Below are 20,963 nucleotides of genomic sequence, written 5' to 3' on the forward strand. Positions count from 1 at the left end.
CTACGCCGGCCTTGCACCGGCCACCAAATCGTCCGGGACCTCGATCCACGGCGAACATGCTCCGCGAGGCGGGAACCGCCAGCTCAAACGCGCGATGTTCCTCTCCGCGTTCGCCGCCCTCCACGATCCCGCCTCCCGCACCTACTACGACCGCTGCCGAGCCCGGGGCAAAACCCACACCCAGGCCCTCCTCCGCCTCGCCCGCCACCGCATCAGCGTCCTGTTCGCCATGCTCCGCGACGGAACCTTCTACGAGCCCCGACCCCCACAGCTCGCTTGACGAAAGACATAGAGGCACCCCCTCCAGTTGATGTGATCACTGTATCGGCGGCCACTGACAAGGCAGCGAACTCCGCCGCTGCGCGACTCCGCGCCGAGGATGAGCCAACCCCTCCCTGAAGGGAGGGGCCTGCGCTCAAGAACTCCGGTCAGTCCGGCATCGCTGAGCGGGCGGCTTGGCGGGGGTCCAGGCTGCCCCCGGAGTCAGGTATCGCGCCGCGGGGACCAGCTGGTACTCGGCCATGCCGCCGTCGTGACCACCTCCCAGACCCGGTCCCTGACCACCGAGGCCCTCGCAGTAGTTCTCCCGGCCCTGACGACAGTTGGCGCACACCCCACAGCCCCAGGAGCCGTAGACAATCACAGGATCTCCCGGCGCGAACCCGGTAACACCGGGTCCGAGCCGTTGCACCCATCCCGCGTTCTCATGGCCGAGCGTGAAAGGCAGATGTGTGAAGCCGGGTAGCGGTTCGGGTGCCTGCATGATGTGCAGATCGGAATGGCATGCACCGGCACCCCTTACCTTCACCAGGACCTGCCCCGGCCCGGGCTCGGGCACCGGCACCTCTCGCAGCTCGGGCGGCTGCCGCCAACCGACGAGTTGAAAAGCCCGCATAGCGATCCTTTAGACACTGGGTCAGTCGTGGATGCCGTCGATGTCGACCAGGACGTGGCGCGGGCCGCGGAAGATCTGGTTGTGCCGGTACGGCGGCGGGTCCTCGACGAGCCGGGGATTTTGCACCCGGCGGACGAACTCGCCGACCGCGACCTGGACCTCGAGCCGCGCAAGCGGAGCGCCGAAGCAGAAGTGGATGCCTTGACTGAATCCGAGGTGCTGGTTGTTGGGGCGTTCGAGGTCGAGTTCGTCGGGGTCGGTGAACCGTTCCGGGTCGCGGTTCGCCGAGCCGTACGCCAGGAAGATCGGCGCCCCCTTGGGGATGGTGGTGCCGGCGATGTCGATGTCTTGCAGGGCGGAGCGGGTGTGCCAGAACTGCACCGACGACTCGAAGCGCAGCAGTTCCTCCACCCCGGGCACGTTCAGCTCGGGCCGGCGCCGCAGCTTCTCGAGGGCGTCGGGGTGGCGCAGCAGGGTGAGGACACTGTGGGCGATGAGATTGACCGTGGTTTCGTGTCCCGCGAAGATCAGGAGCAGGGCGTTGCTCGCGAGCACGCCCTTGGACATCCGTCCCTCCGGGCCGTCCTCGTTCACCAACGCTGAGAGCATGCCGGGGCCGGGCCGCCGGGCGTACCGGTCGAGCAGCTCGACTGCGAACTGCCCGAAGTCTCGCACGGCCTGTCGCCCCCCGGCCTGCCGGTTTCGGATCTCTTCGGAGGCGGCCTCGGGGCCGAAGTCCAAAGCGTCCAGGGCGGTCTCGATCCACTGGTGGAAGCGCGGCTCGTCCTCCAGCGGCACGCCCAAGACCTTGCAGATCACCGTCACCGGCAGGGGGTAAGCGAAGTCATCGACGGCATCGATCCGGTTCTTGCCCTTCATGTCGTCCAGGAGTCCGCCGACGATGCGGCGGATCTCGGGCTCCAGGTCGGAGATCAAGTGAGGGGAAGGAGGCGGCCCGACGAAGTGCGGCATCATCATCCGCCGATCCCGATCGTGCTCGGGTGGATCGCACGTAATGATGTTCGGCTCCCTCAGCACTTCCCTGATCGGCTCCGCCGAGCCCTCTGCCTGGGCCGCGGCCGGGGCGGGGCACTTTCGTGGGTCCGAACTGACCCGGGGGTCGTGCAGCAGCGCGACGATCTCCCGGTAGGTGCTGACGACATGGGTGCCGTCCGGCTGCCGCGCCACCGGTGTCTTGCGGAGTTCCTCGTAGAAGGGGTACGGGTTGGCGCGGTTGGCGTAGCGGAGGGCCTGCTGCCAGGGGGTTTCCTCGACCACGGCTCCCCTCCTTCTTCCTGTCGGTGCTGTCCGCTTGCACGCTTGCCCCGGCGGGCCGCGTCAGTGACGCCGCGGCCGGAACTCGGCCGTGCGCTCGCTCGGGGCATGGCCGGTCAGGACGACGTCGGGGATCGCCGTCGGGACCCTCGGGTCCGGGAACTCGGCCGGCATCGGCTTCGTGTCGGACGGCTGGTCCCAGCCCGGCGGCGGAGGCGGGAACGGACCTGATTGCTCGATCAGCTTTCCGTAGTACTCCAGCCACTTGCCGTGATCGAAGGTGACGGCGGCGACGATGCGACCCCGGTGACCGTAAGCCGCTGCGAAACGACGCTCTTCAACAGACCCCTGCGTGAAGACGATCTCGTCACCGAACGGCGGCACACCGACGGACTTGATATTGACGCCGAACTGACCGGACCAGAAGCCGGGCAGCAGCAGATGCGGGCGGTAGTGGGGCTCGAGGTTCACCATGTTGTGCGCCGCGACCTCGGCGCCGAAAACGGCGTTGTCCCAGTGTTCCATCGCCAGGAACTGGTACTCGTACAGCACATGCGGCGCACGCGCCACATCCCCTGCCACGTAGATGCTGTCGGTGACCACACCGTTGATGTCGAAGGCACGGCCACCGGCGTCACACCCGACGCCCCAGAAACCGGCCGCCAGCCCAGAGCCCTCCAGCCATTCCACGTTGCGGATCGACCCCAGCGAGGCCACCACCACGTCGGCGTCGACGGTGGATCCGTCCGAAAGCTCGGCACGCCGCACATGTCCGGTGGCATCGCCCTCAAGTGACGACACGCCCAGCCCGCAACGCAGGTCCACACCGTGATCACGCTGCATCTGCGCGGCGATCTCCCCGATCACCCCACCGAGCGCGCCGACGAGCGGCGCCGAACCCCGCTCGACGACGGTCACCGGGACGTCGAGCTCCCGGCAGACAGAGGCCACTTCTGAGCCGATGAATCCGGCGCCGATGACCAGGACCCGCGACGGCGACTCGGCCAACGCCTTCTGCAGCTGCGCGGCATCATCACGCGAGCGAATCGTATGGACCCCGTCCAGGGCGGCCTCGACCGGGTTCGGCCACTGGCGTGCGCGGGTGCCCGTGGCGATCAGCAACCGGTCGTACGGCACCTGCTCACCATCGGCCAGGCGCACCTGCTTGGTGACCCGGTCCAGCCCGGCGGCGGCCACCCCGAGCCGCCAGTCCGCATCCACTTCTCGCATGCGGGGCAGCTTGGTGTGATCGGCCGGCACCCAGCCCTTGAGCACCTGCTTGGACAGCGGGGGACGGTCGTAGGGCTCGTACGGCTCGTCCCCGATGATGGTCAAAGAACCGGTGAAGCCCTCCTCACGCAGGGTCTCCGCGGCCCGAAGCCCGGCCAGAGAGGCACCCACGATGACGATCCGGCCGCTGGCCCGGAACTCGCGCACCAGCTCCGCGACCGTTGCCCGCAAGGTCATGACGTCTCGCCCCGCTCCGCGCCGTCCAAGCGGTCGATGACGATCGCCTGCACGGGGCACGCCGCAGCGGCTCGCTCGACCTGCAGGCGCCGCGCGTCGTCGGGGTTCGGCTCATAGGTGAGCGCCTCTTGACCATTCAACCTGAAGACCTCGTGCGCCAGATACACGCATTGTGCGTATCCCTGGCATCGATTCAGGTCCACGACGATCCGCATGGGCAGACTCCTTCCGTTCTGCCTACCGCCCCCACGGCGACCATCGACTCGGTCATGAAGCTGTGGCACGGTTCTCAAGCCTCCCGTGAGGCGACCGGGCTGGATGTCCCACCCGTTGCCCGCAGCGAACAGGACCGAACCTGCTCAGTCGGTGGCGTTCACGGTGACGCTTGTCGGCTGTGAGCGTCACAGCTGGAAGAGGGCGGTACATCGACAGCGTCGGCATCAGGTGGGCCCCGGTCGTCGCGCCCTAAAAAAATACTCGTCCCGCCCTCCGACGATCGCAAACGGTCTGTTCGCGGACGATCTTGTGGGGCCGCACCACTGGGGCCGAGACGACCGTGTACCGCTCGGTGACCCGCTCATGCCGCGCCGCCTCGCCCGGCCGGGCCCTGGGCGAGGGTGAACTGGCCCGGCTGCCGCTCGGCCAACCACCCCAGCACGAATAGGTGCTTCGCCTTCGAACACAGTGCCTCCACCTTGACCGGCACCGTGTCCAGGCCGACTCTGGCTGCCAACTCCTCACTTCCAGACCCGTTGAGGAGCCCGTGCCGGTCCGCGAGGGCCTCGAGGATGCGCTGACAGTCCGATCCAGGGCCATCGGACGGTCACATACTGCCTTGAACCGCCGCGACATCCACTTCCCCTTCCCCGCCAGACAGCCTCTGGCAGAGCGACGGGGTGACGCACCTGCCCTACGCCCTGACTGCCCGGCCAGGACTTCGAGGCCGCTGTCTTCCGAGGGCGGGACACATGGCGAGCACGATGCAGAGGAGGAGCGACAAAGGCCGATCAACACCCCAGCACGTGCTCTGGATGGCGTGGGTTTGCGGACCGCTCCAGGACGCGCTCGAATGACGGAAGAGCGGACCCGTCTGCCCGCATCAGTTGGTCGGATGAAGCGGCGGTGCCCGCCAGAGCCCGCCTCGGGCCTCGGCCCGCCGACGAGGAGCCGACATGACCAAGGCCGGATCCGCCTGGGCGGCCGGCTGTGAGTGAACGCCCTGGCATCCTCCCACCCTCCGTTGCTGCCGGAGGTGCTCAGGCCGCGGCGACGCCGCTGATCGACGCTCCGCCGCCGCGTCAGGTGCGCCGGGCGGCCGATCTGTCGCGGCTGCTCGTCTCCGGCGCAGTGCTGGTGGTGGCGGTGCTGCCGGCCGTCGCGGCGCTCGCACCCACCCGCAGGATGCAGCAGGGGCTGCTCGACGCGGCGACCGCGCTACCGCCGGGATTGCGCGATGGTGTCGTCGGGGCGGTGCAGGTGGTCGCTGTCGTCGCGCCGGTGGTGGCCGTCGGCGTACTGGTCGCCCGGCGGCGGGGCGACGCGATTCTCCGGATCGTGCCCGCGGCGGCGCTGGGCGCGCTGCTTTCGTGGCCCGTCACCCACCTGGCCATGACGCGTAGCAGACCAGGCGTATGGCCGCAGGTGCTGGCGGGGCGGGGCGCGCTGGTGGATGCCGGCTGGCCGCCGGCATCGTACCTGGCCGCCTGCGCTGCGGCGGTCGTGGCGGCAGGTCCGTGGCTGGACACGCCTCTGCGGCGGACGTGGTGGACGCTGACCGTCGGGTGCGCCGGGCTGAGCATCACAGCCGCCGCCATCACGCCGCTGGAGGCAGTCGCCGCGCTCGCCGTAGGAGGTGTGGCCGGATCGGCCGTGCTGCTGCTGGCCGGAGCCCCGGCGGACCGGCCGGCCCCGCACGCGGTCGCCGACGCACTCGTCGCCTGCGGGATCCCGCTCGCCGCGCTGCGGGAGACGCCGTCACCCGATCAGCGCTCCGGGGAAGGGGCCGGCTACGGCGCCGAGACCACCACCGGTGCGCGGCTCACGGTACAGGTGCTCGGCCCCGAGGACCGCAACCGCGATCTCTTCCACCGGCTGGCCCGGCTCGCGCTGCTGCGCCACCCCGCCGACACGGACGCGCACACCCCACTCGCCGCGGTCGAGCACGAACTCCTCATGCTCGTGTTCGCAGGCCGTACCGGCGCCCGGGCGGCCGAGCCGGTGATCGCGTACCCGGTGGCCAAGGGCGGCGCACTCCTGGTGACGGTCGAACACGCCGCCCGTCCGCTGTCCGCGTTCCCGGGCGAGGAGATGACCGACGAGATACTCACCGGCGTATGGACGTCCGTGGCCCGCCTCCAAAAGCACCGACTGGCGCACCGGGCGCTGCGCCCGGAACACATCCTCGTCGAGCCGGACGGTGCGTCCCGCCTCATCGCGTTCGCACGCGCCCGGCTGGGCGCCACGCCCGACGCGCTCGGCAGCGACATTGCCGAACTGCTGGCCACCACCGCGACACGCATCGGGGTGCCACGCGCCACCCAGTGTGCGCTGGCCGGCCTCGGCCCGCCGCTGCTGGCAACAGCCCTGCCCTACCTGCAGCCGCTCGCGCTCCTCGGCCCCGCACGGCGCGAGGTCGCCCGGCACGACCAGGCCCGCGCTCGAGCGGCGGGAGCGGGCACCAAGCGGCGCGCGGTGCGCCCCGGCGGCCGCCCGAGCCTGCTGCGTGACCTCTCTGCCGCGGTCGTGGAGGCGACCGGTGCCGAGCCCGCTCCCCTCGCGCCCCTCGCGCGCTTCACCTGGAAGACCATCTTCGGCCTGGTCGGTGCATTCCTTGTCCTGCACTTGGTGCTGCCGCAGTTCGCCAGTGCCCCAGCGGTGGTGGCCGCGTTGCGAAAGGCCGACTGGTGGTGGGTGCTCGCGGCACTGCCCGTCACCTTCATCTCCCAGGTGTTCTCCACCTGCCTTCAAATGGGCACCATTCCGGCCAGGTTGCCGTTCGGCCCCACGTACCAGGTGCAGTTCGCCAGTTCGTTCCTGAACCGGATCACTCCGAACAACGTCGGCGGCATGGCGCTCAACCTGCGCTACCTGCAGAAGACGGGGATCGAGACCGGGGCCGCCACGGCCTCCGTCGGCCTGCAGAGTCTCGTCAGCGCCGTCTCCAACGCCGTGCTCGCCGCCTGGTTTTTCGCCTGGGCCGGACGGCACCGCACCGGAGCGCACCTGCACGTGCCGACAGGCCGGTACGTGCTGCCGGCCATCGCCCTGGCCCTCGCGGCAGGGGGTCTGCTCGGTGTCACCCCGGTCGGCCGACGCTTCCTCCGCGAAAAGGTGTGGCCGTTCCTGCGGGCGGCGGCGTCGACTGTGACGGGGGTCGCCTCCGATCCCGCCAAACTGGCTCTCCTCGTCACCGGCGCGCTGGGCCTGCCCCTCATCCAGGTCGTCGGACTCGCGTTGAGCGTGCGCGCGTTCGGCGCTGATCTTCCCTTCGTCCAGGCCGGTGCCGTCTACATGGCGGCACGCCTCGTCGCCAACGCGGCTCCTGTACCTGGCGGACTGGGTGCCCTCGAAGCCGGCCTCATCGCCGGTCTCACCGCGCTCGGCGTCACGGCCGGCGCAGCCACCTCGTCCGTGCTCGTCTACCGGCTGCTCACCTTCTGGCTGAACGTCCCACTGGGCGCCCTGGCTCTGCGCGCCGTACAGCGCAAGGGCTACGCCTGACGCCACTGCCGCCGCCGGCCTCAGGCCCCAGGCCCCAGGCCCCAGGCCCCAGGCCCCAGGCCCCAGGCGGGCGGGTATCCGGTGGATCGCCGTGTGCGCAGATACCGAGTTGCGAGGCCTCCCGCCGAGCTGATCCCGTGAGCGAGGCAGACCAACTCATTGAGTGGACCGAGCGCAGAGGGGGTGCGGAGTCTGCGGTCGCAGCGACCCCAGAAAGGAGCGGGGTTCCAGATGAGGCTTGTCGTTGATCTAAACCGATGTGTTGGGCAGCCGCTTGTCGAACACTTTCTTTCCCGATGGAGTCAGCGCGGTGCCGTGATGTTCGCCCTTGCCGACGTCCAGACCGAGGGACACATCGATCTCGTCCGTGTCGTTCACACACCCCTCCCCAGCAAGGACGGATACGAGCGGTCATGCCCCTGATCAGCGGTCTGCCAATGCCTCCGAGACCGGCGACACCACCTTTTCGACCATGACCGACAGGGGGAGCAAGTCATACCGGACCCGGAGACCGGGAACCCCATTACAGGGCCACGGAGAAGGTAACGGGGAGCCACACGGGTCCGTTGCCGGTCGAACGTGGGCGAGACCCCCCTCGTCATCGTCGTGAGGCAGGGGCATCCCCTCACCCGCGTCAGGACCGTCACCGCACAGCGGTACGCCGCCGCTGAGCACGTGGCCGTCTCGCGACGTGGAAACCTCAGCAATGCCATCGACAACGCCCTCGCACGGCTCGGCCTCACCCGCCGCGTGGTGGCGACCGCGCCCACCGAAGCGGCCGCGCTGGAGTTCGCGCGCGGCTCCGACCTCCTGATCAGCGTCCCCGAAGCCACCACACGGTCAGCGGTCGCCGACCTCGGCCTGGTCGTGCTCCCCCTCCCCCTCGAACTGCCGTCGGCACCGATATACCTGTCATGGCATCAGCGCTACGACACCGACCACGCCTGGCTGCGCGGGCTGGCGCGAACCGCGCCGGCCATGGGCGGAGCGTCGTCGTAGTCGGCGCCGTCCGGCCGCTTCCCCCATACGTCGACGCGACCACCTTGATGCCGCACGGCCGGCCGCTGTGCGGACCCGCATCAGATCACCAGCCCCGGCGGTAGACGTACACGACCAACCTGAACGCGGTCGCGAAGCCCGAGTTTGCCGAGAGTGCAGGACACGAACGTCTTGACGGTCTCCTGGCTGCTGACGTTGAAGCAGATCGCCGCCGCGTTCGGCGACGTGCCGAACGACCGCGCCGCTGCGGGTCAATACACCTAGTCCCGCCCTAAAAGGCGTTGTCCAGCGTCAGGGCGAGCTCGGCGATCCGCCACCTACCGTCGGACCGTCGCAGGCTGAACGTGTAGACCCCGGTCGAGATCATCTGGATGCTCTCGCCGGTGTTCCTCGTCTGCAGCAGATAGGCCGGCACCTCGGCGGTGGCGGCGTCCGTCGTCGTGACCACGGCATTGCCCGGGTGGTGCCGCACCCTTCCGGTCTGGGCCGTGTGCCCGTCACGGATGAAGTCGAGCACCGCCGCGCGTCCGGCGACCGGGCCGAGCCTCCCCTGTCCGGGCATCGTGAAGGTCCAGGTGGTGTCTTCGGTCAGGACCGTTTCCAGCTCGGGCACATTCAGCTCGTCCAGGGCGTGGGCGTAGTTCGCCACCGCCTGCTGGAGTTCGGCGATCACGAGACCACCGTCAGCACGATCTTGCCTTGGAGGTGACCCTGCGCGGCTCGCGTGTGTGCGCTGCCCGCCTCGGACAGCGGGTAGGTGCTGTCCACCCCGACCTGGAGCTTGCCCTCGTCGAACAGGCGCCCGATCTCGGCGAGCTGGGGGCCGTTGGAACGTACCTGAATGTTCGAGACGACGATGTCCAGACGCGCCGTCCGACTTGCACGTGGCCCAGCCTGCGCTGAGCCGCCAGATCCAACGGCTCGAGAAGTATCTCGGCACACGACTGCTGGACCGCGTACCCCAGGGCACCCGGCTCACTCCGGCCGGCCAGAGGTTCCTCCCCCGGGCCCAAGCCCTGCTGCAGGCCGCCCGCCACGCCGAGCTGGCCGTGCGTGAACAAGCCGAGCCCGAACGAATCGCCATCGGCTACGTTGAAGACCTGGTGATCACTGCCGCCGTACGGGAACTGCGCCGCCGTTACCCCAACGCCGAGATCGCCAGCCGGTACCTGAGCTGCCGCGACGTCGGGGCGCTGTCCGACAAGCGCATCGACGCCCTGATCGCGCGGGCCCCGCTGCCGCTCGCCGCCGACCACGTGTTCACCACGCCGCTGTACGAGGAGCCCCGGATGCTCGTGGTCCCGCGCGGCCACCCCTTGGCCGACCGCACGTCGGTGACCGCGGAAGAACTGGCCGGCGAGGAGGCGGCGCCGTGCGCGTTCGAGACCGCGGACTGGACCTCCTACCGGGTCCTCGGGGTCGGCGTGCCGCCGATCGAGAGCTACGAGGACAAGCTCGAACTCGTCGCGAGCGGCAGGGCGATCGCCGTGCTACCGGTCGGCGATCGGCGTAGCTCACTGCGTCCCAACCTCGTCACCGTCCCGATCGAGGGCGCTCCCCCCAGCCAGGTCGTCCTGGTCAGCCGCAAGGGCGACCCGAATCCGATGATCAGGAATTTCCGGCTGGCGGCCAAGGCAGTCCTGACCGCCCCGGCAGCCTGACCGGGACCCGCTTGGCACTGAACGGGGCCTCCCCCAAGTTAGCGTTTCCGTAGGTCACGCCAGTGAGTTGAAGGATTCTCGGCACAGAGCAACGGAGCTCGTTGGTACAGGCGGTCGACCAAGACAGCTTGTCCCGAAGGAGCTCCGTTGCCCCGTCATTGTGTCCTGCCGCCTGCGCTGACGGCCATCACCCGAACGGTCACCGTGGCTGGGGGCCGGTTCGCTCCTGGGCATCGGGGGGAGCTGACGGCGGTCGTGCCGTTTGAGCTGGTGGACGCGGTCCTTGCGGAGACGAGGACGGTGCAGCAGCGGCTGCGTGATCTTCCGTCGCGGGTCGGGGTCTACTTCTTGCTGGCGATGTGTCTGTTCCCTGAGGTCGGCTATCGCCTTGTCTGGGACAAGCTGACCGCAGGTCTGTCCGGGATGCCGGTGGCCAGTCCGTCGGCGAAGGCGTTGCGTGACCTGCGCCGGCGGCTTGGCAGCGCGCCGGTGCGGGCGTTGTTCGAGGTGCTGGCCGGGTTGCTGGCCCGGGCCTACGACGCCAGGTGTGCGTTTCGGTTCGTACCGGATGGTGTCGTTCGACGGCTGCAGTTCGCTGAGGGTTCCCGATTCCGAACGGAACCGGGCCTGGCTGGGCAGGACTTCGCATCATGGCTATCCGACGCTGGAGTTGATGACGCTGGTCGAGACCGGCACCCGCGCTCTGCTTGGCGCGGTGTTCGGCCCCACCGCCGAGGGCGAGACAAGCTACGCCTGCCGGCCGCTGCATCTGCTGCGGCCGGACATGCTGGTGCTGTGGGACAAAGGATTCGACAGCAACGCCTTCCTCGCCCAGGTCACCGACACCGGGGCCCAGGTCCTGGGCCGGCTCCGCAGCAACCGGCGCACGCCGGTCCTCACCCGCCTCGCTGACGGCTCCTACCTGTCGGTGATCGGCACCGTGAAAGTCCGGATCATCGATGCACGAATCGCCGTGACCTGCGCGGACGGCACGTTCTTCACCGGGTCCTACCGACTGGTCACCACCCTGACCGACGCCCGCCGTCACCCCGCCACCGCGCCGGTGAGCCTCTATCACCAGCGGTGGGAACATGAATCCGCGTACTACGCGCTCCGCCACACGATCATGAACGGGCACAATCGATGCGCGACAGATCCGGCAGATCACTGACGGGGCCAGCGTCGGATCGTTCACCCTCGAGCCCGTCGACTCGCCGGCCGACATTCCCGGGCCCTGCGAGAGCGACGGAATCCACTGGGGCTGGACACTCCCCACCCTCGACCGGCTCGCCCGCGCCGTCGTCTCCAACAACGCACTTGGTGGCCCGCAGGCGACCGAGACGACCTGTACGCCGCCGCCCGGCACGGCATCGTCGAGCACCTGTACACCGCCGACAGCGAACCGCGGCGCACCGAACTGATGGAAGCCGGTCGCCGAGCCCTGGCCGAGGACGTCAAGACCACGATGCGCCACCACGGCGCGCGCACAGACACCAGGAACAACGGCGCCCGATACGCCATGTACTGGGAATGGGCAGGCCGCGCCGTATCCAGCCCCGAACCCGGCATCGTCGAACGCGTAGCCCTGGAGCAGATCCTGGCCGCGCTCACACCAAGGCAACGGGAAGCATTCGCCGCGCTCGCCGCCACAGGCGACCACCCAGACGCCGCACGCCTCCTCGACATCGAGGACCAGACGTTCCGCTCCCTGATCGGCCGGGCACGCACCGCGTTCCGAGGCTGGTGGCACGAAGGCGAACAGCCCTCCCGGCACTGGGGATGCGACCGCCGAGCCGGGCCCGTGCGCGGCACGGTCGGCAAAGGCGAGTCCGCCGTCGCCAACCTGTGCCGGCGGCAGCGTGCCGCCAGTAAGAAGGCCGCCGCATGAGCAGCCCGCTCGCGTTCATCGTCCTCGCCTGGCCCATCGACTGCGCGCTGCTGTACGCCGCCCGCGCCGCCTGGCGCGCCACCCGCAACACCCGAAGGAGAAGCCGACGACCCCCGCCGACGAACTCACCACCGCGGCCGACCTCCTGTACCCGCTCACCGACGCCGCCCAGGCCGACCTCGACACCGACGACTTCTGGAAGTGCTACGACCCCGCCACCGCCTGGCACGACGGCTTCCTCAACGGCATGGGCGGCAAGGCGCAGACGCCACCAAGCCATCGCCCGCCGCTGCCACTACCGAAGAAGAGCCAGCTCAGGACACGAATTCTGACTGGAGTATTAACGCGGCCCTCCGGACCCGACCTGAGGGCGGCCAGGACAGGCAACCTCAGCGAACGCGGCCCCTGACGGGGGCTGGGTCAGGACAAGGAGAGGCGAGGCCAGATCATCTCCTCCCGGCGGTGGCTGCGGCCGATGGAGAGTCGTACAGGTCGACTGCGTCTCGCCCGCCCCCTCGCAGCCGACCACCGCCGTCCCGGGGAGCAACCCAGTTCCCCGGACACGCTCACTCCCGCGCGTGTCCGCCGCGACTTCCGACACATCCGCCCACAGACCGCCTGCCCGGCCAGAGCACCGAAACCCACCCTCCCCGGCCCCGGACGACCAGCGGGCCGAAAAAACACCCGTCCTGCACCCCGCCACGACGTGCACACACCCAAGGAGAGACAGCCAGCACAGGGACAAAAGAAGAGGTCAACCACCCCCGAAGCCCCGCCGCACAGGTTAAAGATCAAGCTAGCGCTGCGTCCCGGTACCAGAGGTCTTCGACCACGAACAGGAAGAGGACCTCTGCGAAGGGTTCCGTCTGCCCGGGGGCCCGCACCCGGATTGCAGGCGGCCGACAGGATGCCCAGGCTGGAAGGAGCGAGGCCGGGAAGTGGTCGCCGGCCGGCGATCGGCTGGTCACCGTGCCGGTGCGACGTCCCGGCGTACGGCAGCGACGACACGTCTCGAGGTGGCGCATGACATCAGCGACGACGACCGACGCGGCGGAGGAATTCCGTCGGCTGAGCGACGACGATCCGGAACTGCAGGCCCACGGCACGTACTACTCGTGCAGCTTCCTGCTGGACATGGACCCCCACCGGTTCCTCGTGCGGATGCACAAGGGAAAGGTGGACGAACTGATCACCGACCCCGAGCCGTTGGTGGCCTACGACTTCGCGATCCGCGCGGACGCGGAGACATGGCAGGGCTTCTGCCGGGAGACGCCTCCGCCGATGTGCCACGGCATCTGGGCGGCCACGTTCCGGCGGGGCATGCGCCTGGAGGGCGACCTGCTCGTGCTCATGCAGAACCTGCGCTGCGTGACCCGGCAGCTGGAGCTGCTGCGCGTCACGGGCCCCCTCGGGCCGGCAGACGAGGCCGGGCCCGCCCCATCCCCTCGTGAGACATAGGAGCTCCCCATGGTCAGCGGCAGGATCTCTCCAGTCACCGGCCACTACGTCACCATCGACGTGGAGGACGCGCAGTACAGGGTGTTCTACCTGGAGAACGGGCAGGGCACGCCTCTGGTGTGCCAGCACACAGCGGGCTGCCACAACCACCAGTGGCGGGGCCTCCTCGAGGACGAGGAGATCACCGGCCGCTACCGGGTGATCGCCTACGACCTCGCCCGGCACGGCAAGTCGGACCCGCCGTGGAACCAGGAGTGGTGGAAGGAGGAGTACCGGCTCACCGCGGACCACTTCACGTCCTTCATCGTCGCCTTCTGCGACGCCCTCGAACTGCAGGACCCGATCTTCATGGGGTCGTCGTTCGGGGGGAACGTGGCCCTGCAACTCGCCCTGCGGCACCCGGACCGGTTCAAAGCGGTGATCCCCGTCGAGGGCGCGGACTACTCACCCGGCTTCTACCTCGACTGGTGGCAGCATCCCCACGCCAATGCCGCCCAGGTGTGCGCCAGCGGCGTGTGGGACCTCATGGCACCGCAGTCCCCGGAGCAGGACCGCTGGGCAACCTGGTTCTACTACACCCAGGGATCGGAGGCGTTCAAGGGCGACCTGTACTTCTACTCGGTCGACCACGATCTGAGGGACCGGCTGGACGACATCGACGGCGACCGGTGTCCCGTGATCATGCTGACCGGCGAGTACGACTACCTCACCACCCCCGAGGACGGGCGCCGGACCGCAGAGGCCATCCGCGGAGCAGAGTTCATCGAGATGAAGGAGATCGGCCACTTCCCGATGAGCGAGAACTACCCGCGCTTCGCCCAATACCTGGGGCAGGCCCTGGAGCGGATCGAGAAGCGGACCGGCTCCTAAGTAGGGTCGGGGACTGGCGCGGTGGCTTCCGCTCCGTTTCCAGCCCCCGCCGCTTCAAACCGTGCGTGCGGTTCTCCCGCACACGGCTTTCCGACATCGTTCACCGACTGGCATGCGCCGTCGCCCTGGGCACGTTTCCGGTGAGGCGGTAGACCCCGAGCCGGGAGATCCATCCGTAGGTGAATCGGGTGGTCCAGTTCCGGCCGCGGAGTCTGTGTTTCCGGCTGGCGAAGATGGCCAGCCGTTCGTGGACGTAGCCGTCGACGGCGTTGAATCTCCGCCCGGAGTTCCCGTGGCGGAAGTACGCTGACCAGCCCCGCAGCACGGGGTTGAGGTCGGCGACCACGGCTGACACCGGCCGTTCGGTCTTCGAGCGGGCGGTAGCCGCGCGGACCTTGTCCCGCAGCACCTGCATCGCTCTGGCCGAGGGCCAGCGTTGCAGGTAGAACCTGCCTCGCCATTTCCACGATTCCACTTTCCGGTGGTGGAAGCCGAGGAAATCGAAGCCCTGCCCACCTCGGGTGAGGCAGGTGATGCCGGACTTCTCGGGGTGCAGTCGCATCCCGAGTCGTTCCAGCACTTTCGCCGCCAACTGCTGAGCCTGCTCGGCCCGTTGTCTGGTCGACGACAGGACGACGAAGTCGTCGCAGTACCTCACCAGCACCCCCAGTCGGCGCCCCTCGTCCTGCCACGCCTCGTCGAGGACGTGCAGGGCGATGTTGGCCAGCAGCGGGGAGATCGGTGAGCCCTGCGGGGTTCCCGCCCCGGTCGGGGAGGTCGCCCCGCCCTCCAGGACTCCCATCCGCAGCCAGGTCCGGATCAGTTTCAGCATCGGTCGGTCCACGACATGCCGGGCCACCTGGGCCATGAGCGCGTCGTGGTCGATCGTTCCGAAGCAGTCCCGGATGTCGGCCTCGAAGACCCATTCCCGCCGTTGGTTCGCCGCGACGCGCACGGCTTCGCACGCGTCGATCGCGGACCGCTTGGGCCGGAATCCGTAGCTCGCCTCGGTGAACTGGGCCTCGAAGACCGGTTCCAGGACCAGTTTCGCGGCCGTCATCACCACCCGGTCCGCCACGGTGGGAATCGACAACGGCCGGTACTCCCCCGGCCGTCCCGGTTTGGGAATCTGGACCCGCCACAGCACTGACGGACGATACGTATACGTCCGCAGCTTCTCCGACAAGTCCTGAAGGAATGCGTCCACCCCCGAGGCCGCCACCGCATCGACGGTCACACCGTCGGCGCCGGGGGCTCCTCGGTTCGCGCACACACCGGCCCATGCCCGCCGAAGAACGTCCATGCGGTGGACATGGCTATACAGGGCATGAAACCGGCGTTCGGGTTCTTGCTTGGCACAGCGGTACAGCGTCCGCTGCAAGGTTCGGACCTTGTCCAAAGGACGGCCACCCGGTCTTGCAGTGCCTTCCTCCCGGCGGATGGATCTAGCCGAAACGGCACTCATCCGGGCCCCTCCCTGTTCGCGGATCGCATCGATGAAGCAGGGGCCCTTCGCTCCCAGCAGGTTGTGTTGTCCCGCCGATCGGCACTACTACGGCCCCCTCCGACTGCCTCTCGACAGCCCGCCACTTCCCGGTTCCGCCGGTTATAGGCAGGCCACGCTTCCCGCGCCGCACGCGCGGGGCCGAGGAAGCTCTCTCCAGTTCCCAGGACAACCGTCCGACCATTCCACGCCCCTTACGCCGGGAGGTTCTTCGGCGACCGCTCCAGGTCCAAGATCGCCTTCCATGGCCTTCGCCTTTCAAGCACAGGCTCGGCTCCTCCTTGGCCCGCCCACGGGCGGGGGTTAAATGACGGCGCTGCAGGCTTCACTTCATGTTGCGGACTGGCCGGTTGCACGCCCCCGAAGGGCGCTTGTCACTCCACTTCGACGCCACCCTTTCGAGCGACGCCGGGAGTCAGCTACCGGGGACCCTGGCGTCTCCCCGGGCCGGACCTGCACCGGCTGGCTACCCTGAGCTTGTCGTCCGGTTACATCGTTCACATCCCTTCTGAGCTGGGAAGACGTCCGGACTGCTGGACGTACGCTTGATCTTTAACCTGTGCGGCGGGGCTTCGGGGTGGTTGACCTCTTCTTTTGTCCCTGTGCTGGCTGTCTCTCCTTGGGTGTGTGCACGTCGTGGCGGGGTGCAGGACGGGTGTTTTTTCGGCCCGCTGGTCGTCCGGGGCCGGGGAGGGTGGGTTTCGGTGCTCTGGCCGGGCAGGCGGTCTGTGGGCGGATGTGTCGGAAGTCGCGGCGGACACGCGCGGGAGTGAGCCTGTCCGGGGAACTGGGTTGCTCCCAGGCTCGGCGGCAGTCGGCTGCGAGGGGGTGATCAAGTTCGAGGCACCATTCGACGTCGGCCGTTAAAGATCAAGCTAGGCCGTCCGTGCGGTCTTCCTCGGTGTGCTGCTCGGCTTCGCGGACCATGCGGTCGATGTCGTCCTTGGGCAGCGCGGAGCCGCCGGTGACGGTCATCTTCTGTCAGCACCCCGGACCGTTCCCGCACACCGCATGGGAGGTGCAGTGAAGTGATCACCGAACCCGCTGTCGCACGTGTGGAGTTCACCTGCGGCGCGTGCTGGCACCGCTAGAGCGTCGACTACGACGTCCAGCGCTACCGCGACGCTCTCGACGCCGAGTGGGAGGTCTTCTACCGCGACAACACCGCCGTTCCCTCCCGCATACACCGCAGGGCGCCCCGCCCTGCGAGCACTGCGGCCGCCGCTGGGTCGGACGCCTGGTGGCGCGCGACCCGTGCCGCTGCCCGACGCCGAGGCGCCGCGCAGCCGTGTCCCGGCCGAGGGCGCCGACCGCCCCGAGCGGCACGCCGCGCCGATGCTGCAACGCGCCGGCCACCCGCAGCCGCAACCCGGCGCACGAGCAGCCCAGCCGTCCACGAAGCCGTCCCGGTGATCCGGACAGTGCGCGCCCGCCCTTGACGGCGGGCGCGCACTGTATGCCAGGAACTTGGCGTGCCGACTTCCTGGGCGCTGCGGCGGGACCCTCGGATGAAAAGCGGGCGTCACGATCGGCACTCACGTGTGAGCTACGGCATTGTCGCTCCACCCGGTCGGCCTCCACGATGACCGGACCAGACGAGGCCAAGGAAAGCAGCTCCTCATGAATGATCATGTGCACGTGCGGCTCAGCCAGGGGCTGAGCGTGTCGGCCGAGGGAGACCTGATCGAGCACTCCCGCTGCCGATGCGGGGCCACCTTCACCAAGGTGTTCGACACGGACGGCGGGAAGCCTGAGGGCCCGGCCCCATCTTGATGCGTTCCCCAGAGCCGGACGCGAGAGGCCTCCCGGCCCCCGCCGGGCTGAAGGGCTCACGATTGGCCGGCACGGCGCAGGACTCAGCCGCTGTGGCTGCTGGTGTGCTCGCGCCTGTCTGGGGCGCGGGATGTCGTGGCGCGGTCACGAGCTTGGCGTTCGCGCTCGCTGTAGGTGGCCTGGCGCACGGCCTCCTCGGTGTCCAGGCTGGAGCCGAGCGCGCCGGCGGCAATACCCATCGAGGAGGACAGCCAGGCCAGCGTGGCGTAGTCAGCGGGCCCGACGGGGTGCCTGAGCCGTGAGGCGAGGTATCCGGCGTCGTACCCCGCCCACCGCGCCCCTCACCCGCCCTCGGCGTCGGGCTTTGAGGCGCGGGGCCGGGCTACGGGCCGGCCACGGGGACTGTCACCTGCCGGCGCCCCGCGGTCGCCTACGCGCGAAGGTCCAAAGACGGCGTCAGGGCACCGGACTGATACCCGAGGCCCTTGAAGAGATGGAGTTGCTGTGGCCTCAGCCACCCAGTTCCTTGCGGTCGCTGCCTCCGCTGATGGCGATCTTGCGGAGCTTGGCCTGCTCGGCGACCGGGATCAGCAGCTTCAGCACACCGGCCTCGTAGGAGGCTTCGATCTTGTCGGTGTCGAGGGTCTCGCCGAGGAACAGCTGCCGGCTGAACGTCCCCGCGGGCCGCTCGGTGACCACCGTCTCGGTGTTGTCGCCGTACGCCGGCTTGCGTTCGGCCTTCACCGTCAGGACGTTGCGCTCGGCATCGAGATCGATCGACTCCGGGTCCACGCCCGGCAGGTCCAGCTCCACGAAGAACGTCTCACCCTCACGCCAGGCGTCCAGCGGCATGCCCGCCGGGTGTGCGGCCGTGCCCCAGACCCGCTCGACGCGCCGGTCAAGCTCGCGGAAGGGATCCGTACGCATCAGCATCTGTCATTCCACCTCTCCTTTGACGTCTTCCCGCATTCCGTCTACTTCTGATGTCCCACTACGTCGAAAAGTTGACAACCCTCGACTCAACTCAGGGGCTTCACATGGCCTGCCGCAACCCGGCCGCGTCGGCCGCTGGGCCGGAGGCGTAGTCCGCATCGGCACCGGGCGCCCTGGCTGAGCGATTCTCCCGGCCGACGCGGAATTCAGGGCGAAGTGCGGGGGGTACTGAGGGCGGTGAGAGCCTCGTCGGTAGTAGTGAACACCTCAAGAACGCTACTCGCGCCAGTGAGGGTGAGCAGGCGCATGACCTGGTCCGGGATGCAGGCCAGTGCCAGGGTGCCGCCGGCTGTTTGTGCGTGGCGGTGCAGGCGCAGGAGGGTGTTGAGGCCGGAAGAGTCGCAGAACCCGACGCCGGACAGGTCCAGCACCAGTTCCCGGTGGGTGTTCAGCAGGCCGGTGGCCTGCTCGTGCAGGGCGGGGGTGGTGTGCAGGTCCAGGACGCCCCGCACGGCGGCCACCGCCAGATCGCCCCGGGTTTCTCGCATGCTCACGCTCAGGTCGGTGCTCATGGGCGGGGTGCTCCTGTGCTGGCTCTCGGACCCAGGGGAGAGACCGGGGGTCAAGGTGGGGCAAGGCCGGCCAGGGCCTCTGCCTCGGTGGTGGTGTCGGGGTCGGGGCCGAGCCATTCACAGAACAGCACGGTGGCGTCATCCTCCAGCCGCCCGTCGTGGTATTCGAGGACGGCATGGACGAGACGCCGCAGCGTCTCGGGTACGGGCAGGCCGTCGGCGTGATGGCGAATGAGGAAGTCGGTGAACCGCTTCAGACCGAATTCCACGTCGCTCAGGCCGCGGGCTTCGGTGATCCCGTCGGTGTAGAACACGATACGGTCGCCGGGCTCCAACTGCTCACGACACAGGGTCGTCTTCAGTCCCAGGCCGGTACCCATGGGGTGGGCCGGTGGGCAGTGCAGCTCGCTGATCCAGCGCCCCCCGCGGATGATCACCGGCGGGTGGTGGCCGCGGTTGACCCAGGTCAGCACGCCAGTGCTGGTGTCGAGGTCGGCCAGGACCCCGGTCGCGTAGCGGCTCTTGCCGTACTGCTCGATCAGGGCCTGCTCGATCCGTTCGGTGATCTCCACCAGGCCGGCGTTCTGGCGGCGGGAGTTGCGACAGGTGGCCATGGCGAGGTTCGCGGTCAGCCCGGCGGCGGTGTCGTGCCCCATCGCATCGAAGATCGACAGGTGCACAACCGGTCCGGCCGTCGCGTAGTCGAAGGCGTCCCCGCTGATGCGGTAGGCCGGCTCCATCGCCGCGGAGATCACCACCCGGCCGTCGGCGTAGGTGCGCGGCGGCATCAGATGCCACTGCATCTCGGCCGCGATGTTCATCGGCTCCGTGCGCGTCAACCGCGCGTAGGAGTCGCTGTGCCCGCGTTTGCTGACCAGGATCAGCGAGACCAGCGACGCCAGCCCCACCATGTCCTGCCGTATCCGCGCGGTGTCCGTGGCCGCGGTGACCCGCAGCACCCCCAGGCGCTCTGTTCCGTCCAGCAGCGGCACCCACCACCGGTGCTCCTGCGCGTCGGCGGAGCTGTCGGCTAGGACCTGGACGTACTGGTAGGCCCGTCCCGGCAGCGTCCCTTCGACCTTCAGCTCGGCTTCCTGACCCTCCCCTGCCTGGCCGGCGTCCTCACCGCACCCGCTCAGCAGCCGCAGCACGTTGCACTGCACGTCCCCGACGTAGATCAGCACCCCGGTCAGGCCCGCTGCTCCCGCGTGCTCGGCAACGCGGGAGGGCAACAATTCCAGAGGAATCAGGTGGCTGGCGGCCAGCAGACCCTCCAGCATCCCCCGGCCATCACCGGTCTGGTCATCCACAGCAAGCACCGTCTTTCCTCGGCACAGCATCAACGCCGCCCGCAAACAGGTGCGCCTCTACCCGTCTTCCCTCTGAGGTCGGCTTGACCCCGGCTGAAGTCCTGGGTGCTCATCGCCCACGTGAGCAAGAACATCCCGCTACGTCTTCAGGCCGTGCCGACGGGGCAGCGATGCTGGTCTGCGCCCATCCGCGCCACCTCATGAACCACGCTGCCGGATCAATAGGGGACGCTCCCACCCACGCCGACGGCGCCCCGCTCGTTTCCCCTCGCACTCATGCGGCGTGCGTGCGCCGCTCGGACCCCACGGCCGCCGGCCGGGAGGGAGAGCCGCTCCCTTCGCCGGGGATCAGCTTCAGATGACGGCGCTCACGAGCATGTCGCGGGCTGGTCGACGGTGCGGGCAGCCAATCCTCAACACGGTCCATCACCAGCAACAACTGACCCAGCGCCGGCAGCAGCACCGCTATGACGATCACAACGTCGCATCCCTTCCTCGATGGCAGTACCGTCCGGGTGCCCGCCCCCACGAAGGTCCCAACGAGGTCAGACATCTCATCGTGTTTGGTGTCAACCGGAAGCGGGTTGGAGCTGGGCGTGGTGGGCCCAGGCGATGGCTTCGTCGTAGAGGGTTCGGGT

22 protein-coding genes and 6 pseudogenes are annotated in these 20,963 nt (G+C 68.9%); 13 read left to right on the top strand and 15 right to left on the bottom strand.

Going from position 1 to position 20,963, the window contains the following annotated elements; translation table 11 throughout:
- Positions 1 to 280, top strand: a 280-nt coding sequence (locus AB0A61_RS39645) for a transposase (RefSeq protein WP_361304098.1), incomplete at its 5' end; no start/stop codon positions are given.
- A 135-nt stretch (positions 281 to 415) separates the two neighbouring features.
- Here the strand turns inward: AB0A61_RS39645 and AB0A61_RS39650 are convergent.
- The 5 genes from AB0A61_RS39650 to AB0A61_RS39670 form a co-directional block, all read right to left on the bottom strand.
- Positions 416 to 895, bottom strand: coding sequence for an alcohol dehydrogenase catalytic domain-containing protein (locus tag AB0A61_RS39650; protein WP_361304101.1), 480 nt, complete (start codon positions 893 to 895; stop codon positions 416 to 418).
- A 21-nt stretch (positions 896 to 916) separates the two neighbouring features.
- Positions 917 to 2,173: a cytochrome P450 gene (locus AB0A61_RS39655; RefSeq protein WP_361304104.1), complete on the bottom strand. Its 1,257-nt coding sequence runs from the start codon at positions 2,171 to 2,173 to the stop codon at positions 917 to 919.
- A 60-nt stretch (positions 2,174 to 2,233) separates the two neighbouring features.
- Positions 2,234 to 3,637 (bottom strand): FAD-dependent oxidoreductase, encoded by a 1,404-nt coding sequence (locus AB0A61_RS39660; RefSeq protein WP_361304107.1) that lies wholly within the window; start codon positions 3,635 to 3,637, stop codon positions 2,234 to 2,236.
- On the bottom strand, positions 3,634 to 3,852 hold the full coding sequence (locus AB0A61_RS39665) for a ferredoxin (RefSeq protein WP_228622888.1): 219 nt from the start codon (positions 3,850 to 3,852) through the stop codon (positions 3,634 to 3,636). Before AB0A61_RS39665 ends, AB0A61_RS39660 begins: the two co-directional genes overlap by 4 nt.
- Positions 3,853 to 4,214: 362 nt before the next feature.
- The gene (locus AB0A61_RS39670) at positions 4,215 to 4,370 is read right to left on the bottom strand and encodes a hypothetical protein (RefSeq protein WP_361304110.1); all 156 of its coding nucleotides are present in this window, start codon (positions 4,368 to 4,370) and stop codon (positions 4,215 to 4,217) included.
- Positions 4,371 to 4,843: 473 nt separating this feature from the next.
- On the opposite strand from AB0A61_RS39670, the gene AB0A61_RS39675 reads away from it, so the two are divergent.
- Positions 4,844 to 7,357, top strand: a complete 2,514-nt coding sequence (locus AB0A61_RS39675) for a lysylphosphatidylglycerol synthase transmembrane domain-containing protein (RefSeq protein WP_361304113.1) — start codon at positions 4,844 to 4,846, stop codon at positions 7,355 to 7,357.
- A gap of 258 nt (positions 7,358 to 7,615) precedes the next feature.
- On the opposite strand, the pseudogene AB0A61_RS39680 reads toward AB0A61_RS39675, so the two are convergent.
- Positions 7,616 to 7,735: pseudogene (locus tag AB0A61_RS39680) on the bottom strand (IS110 family transposase); the annotation flags it as partial.
- A 198-nt stretch (positions 7,736 to 7,933) separates the two neighbouring features.
- On the opposite strand from AB0A61_RS39680, the pseudogene AB0A61_RS39685 reads away from it, so the two are divergent.
- Positions 7,934 to 8,356, top strand: a pseudogene (locus AB0A61_RS39685) (LysR substrate-binding domain-containing protein); the annotation flags it as partial.
- Positions 8,357 to 8,627: 271 nt separating this feature from the next.
- Here AB0A61_RS39685 and AB0A61_RS39690 read toward each other — a convergent pair.
- The gene (locus AB0A61_RS39690) at positions 8,628 to 9,029 is read right to left on the bottom strand and encodes a nuclear transport factor 2 family protein (protein WP_361304116.1); all 402 of its coding nucleotides are present in this window, start codon (positions 9,027 to 9,029) and stop codon (positions 8,628 to 8,630) included.
- Positions 9,026 to 9,229 (bottom strand): annotated as a pseudogene (locus AB0A61_RS39695) (zinc-binding dehydrogenase); the annotation flags it as partial. The gene AB0A61_RS39690 and the pseudogene AB0A61_RS39695, both read right to left, overlap by 4 nt.
- An 11-nt stretch (positions 9,230 to 9,240) precedes the next feature.
- Here AB0A61_RS39695 and AB0A61_RS39700 point away from each other — a divergent pair.
- The 8 genes and pseudogenes from AB0A61_RS39700 (at position 9,241) to AB0A61_RS39735 (ending at position 14,233) form a co-directional block, all read left to right on the top strand.
- Positions 9,241 to 10,017, top strand: coding sequence for a LysR family transcriptional regulator (locus AB0A61_RS39700; protein ID WP_361304119.1), 777 nt, complete (start codon positions 9,241 to 9,243; stop codon positions 10,015 to 10,017).
- A 270-nt stretch (positions 10,018 to 10,287) separates the two neighbouring features.
- Positions 10,288 to 10,464, top strand: a pseudogene (locus AB0A61_RS39705) (transposase domain-containing protein); the annotation flags it as partial.
- Between the two features lie 121 nt (positions 10,465 to 10,585).
- Positions 10,586 to 11,188 carry a transposase gene (locus AB0A61_RS39710; RefSeq protein ID WP_361304122.1) on the top strand — a complete coding sequence of 201 codons (603 nt, stop codon included), beginning with the start codon at positions 10,586 to 10,588 and terminating at the stop codon, positions 11,186 to 11,188.
- 249 nt (positions 11,189 to 11,437) lie between these two features.
- The gene (locus AB0A61_RS39715; protein ID WP_361304125.1) at positions 11,438 to 11,905 is read left to right on the top strand and encodes a sigma factor-like helix-turn-helix DNA-binding protein; all 468 of its coding nucleotides are present in this window, start codon (positions 11,438 to 11,440) and stop codon (positions 11,903 to 11,905) included.
- Positions 11,877 to 12,314 (top strand): hypothetical protein, encoded by a 438-nt coding sequence (locus tag AB0A61_RS39720; RefSeq protein WP_361304128.1) that lies wholly within the window; start codon positions 11,877 to 11,879, stop codon positions 12,312 to 12,314. Before AB0A61_RS39715 ends, AB0A61_RS39720 begins: the two co-directional genes overlap by 29 nt.
- 84 nt (positions 12,315 to 12,398) lie before the next feature.
- Positions 12,399 to 12,693: pseudogene (locus AB0A61_RS39725) on the top strand (transposase); the annotation flags it as partial.
- 235 nt (positions 12,694 to 12,928) lie between these two features.
- Positions 12,929 to 13,363, top strand: a complete 435-nt coding sequence (locus tag AB0A61_RS39730; RefSeq protein ID WP_361304131.1) for a hypothetical protein — start codon at positions 12,929 to 12,931, stop codon at positions 13,361 to 13,363.
- Positions 13,364 to 13,372: 9 nt separating this feature from the next.
- Positions 13,373 to 14,233 (top strand): alpha/beta hydrolase, encoded by an 861-nt coding sequence (locus tag AB0A61_RS39735; RefSeq protein ID WP_014675917.1) that lies wholly within the window; start codon positions 13,373 to 13,375, stop codon positions 14,231 to 14,233.
- A gap of 100 nt (positions 14,234 to 14,333) precedes the next feature.
- Here the strand turns inward: AB0A61_RS39735 and ltrA are convergent, their stop codons facing one another.
- Both ltrA and AB0A61_RS39745 read right to left on the bottom strand, forming a co-directional pair.
- A complete protein-coding gene (gene ltrA, locus AB0A61_RS39740) occupies positions 14,334 to 15,698 on the bottom strand; it encodes a group II intron reverse transcriptase/maturase (RefSeq protein WP_361304135.1) in 1,365 nt (454 codons plus the stop codon).
- 591 nt (positions 15,699 to 16,289) lie between these two features.
- Positions 16,290 to 16,565, bottom strand: a pseudogene (locus AB0A61_RS39745) (transposase); the annotation flags it as partial.
- 426 nt (positions 16,566 to 16,991) lie between these two features.
- Here AB0A61_RS39745 and AB0A61_RS39750 point away from each other — a divergent pair.
- Positions 16,992 to 17,150 carry a hypothetical protein gene (locus tag AB0A61_RS39750; RefSeq protein WP_361304138.1) on the top strand — a complete coding sequence of 53 codons (159 nt, stop codon included), beginning with the start codon at positions 16,992 to 16,994 and terminating at the stop codon, positions 17,148 to 17,150.
- A 207-nt stretch (positions 17,151 to 17,357) separates the two neighbouring features.
- Positions 17,358 to 17,510: a hypothetical protein gene (locus AB0A61_RS39755; RefSeq protein WP_361304141.1), complete on the top strand. Its 153-nt coding sequence runs from the start codon at positions 17,358 to 17,360 to the stop codon at positions 17,508 to 17,510.
- Between the two features lie 83 nt (positions 17,511 to 17,593).
- Here the strand turns inward: AB0A61_RS39755 and AB0A61_RS39760 are convergent, their stop codons facing one another.
- The 5 genes from AB0A61_RS39760 to AB0A61_RS39780 form a co-directional block, all read right to left on the bottom strand.
- On the bottom strand, positions 17,594 to 17,749 hold the full coding sequence (locus AB0A61_RS39760; RefSeq protein ID WP_361304144.1) for a hypothetical protein: 156 nt from the start codon (positions 17,747 to 17,749) through the stop codon (positions 17,594 to 17,596).
- A 271-nt stretch (positions 17,750 to 18,020) separates the two neighbouring features.
- The gene (locus AB0A61_RS39765; RefSeq protein ID WP_361304147.1) at positions 18,021 to 18,443 is read right to left on the bottom strand and encodes an Hsp20/alpha crystallin family protein; all 423 of its coding nucleotides are present in this window, start codon (positions 18,441 to 18,443) and stop codon (positions 18,021 to 18,023) included.
- Between the two features lie 206 nt (positions 18,444 to 18,649).
- Entirely contained in the window at positions 18,650 to 19,015 is a 366-nt protein-coding gene (locus AB0A61_RS39770) for an STAS domain-containing protein (protein WP_361304150.1), read from the bottom strand.
- A gap of 50 nt (positions 19,016 to 19,065) precedes the next feature.
- Positions 19,066 to 20,295 carry a PP2C family protein-serine/threonine phosphatase gene (locus tag AB0A61_RS39775; RefSeq protein ID WP_361304156.1) on the bottom strand — a complete coding sequence of 410 codons (1,230 nt, stop codon included), beginning with the start codon at positions 20,293 to 20,295 and terminating at the stop codon, positions 19,066 to 19,068.
- 304 nt (positions 20,296 to 20,599) lie between these two features.
- Positions 20,600 to 20,803 carry a hypothetical protein gene (locus tag AB0A61_RS39780; RefSeq protein WP_361304153.1) on the bottom strand — a complete coding sequence of 68 codons (204 nt, stop codon included), beginning with the start codon at positions 20,801 to 20,803 and terminating at the stop codon, positions 20,600 to 20,602.
- Positions 20,804 to 20,963: the final 160 nt, after the last annotated feature.

Source organism: Streptomyces sp. NPDC046197 (assembly GCF_040646295.1).
GTDB lineage: Bacteria > Actinomycetota > Actinomycetes > Streptomycetales > Streptomycetaceae > Streptomyces.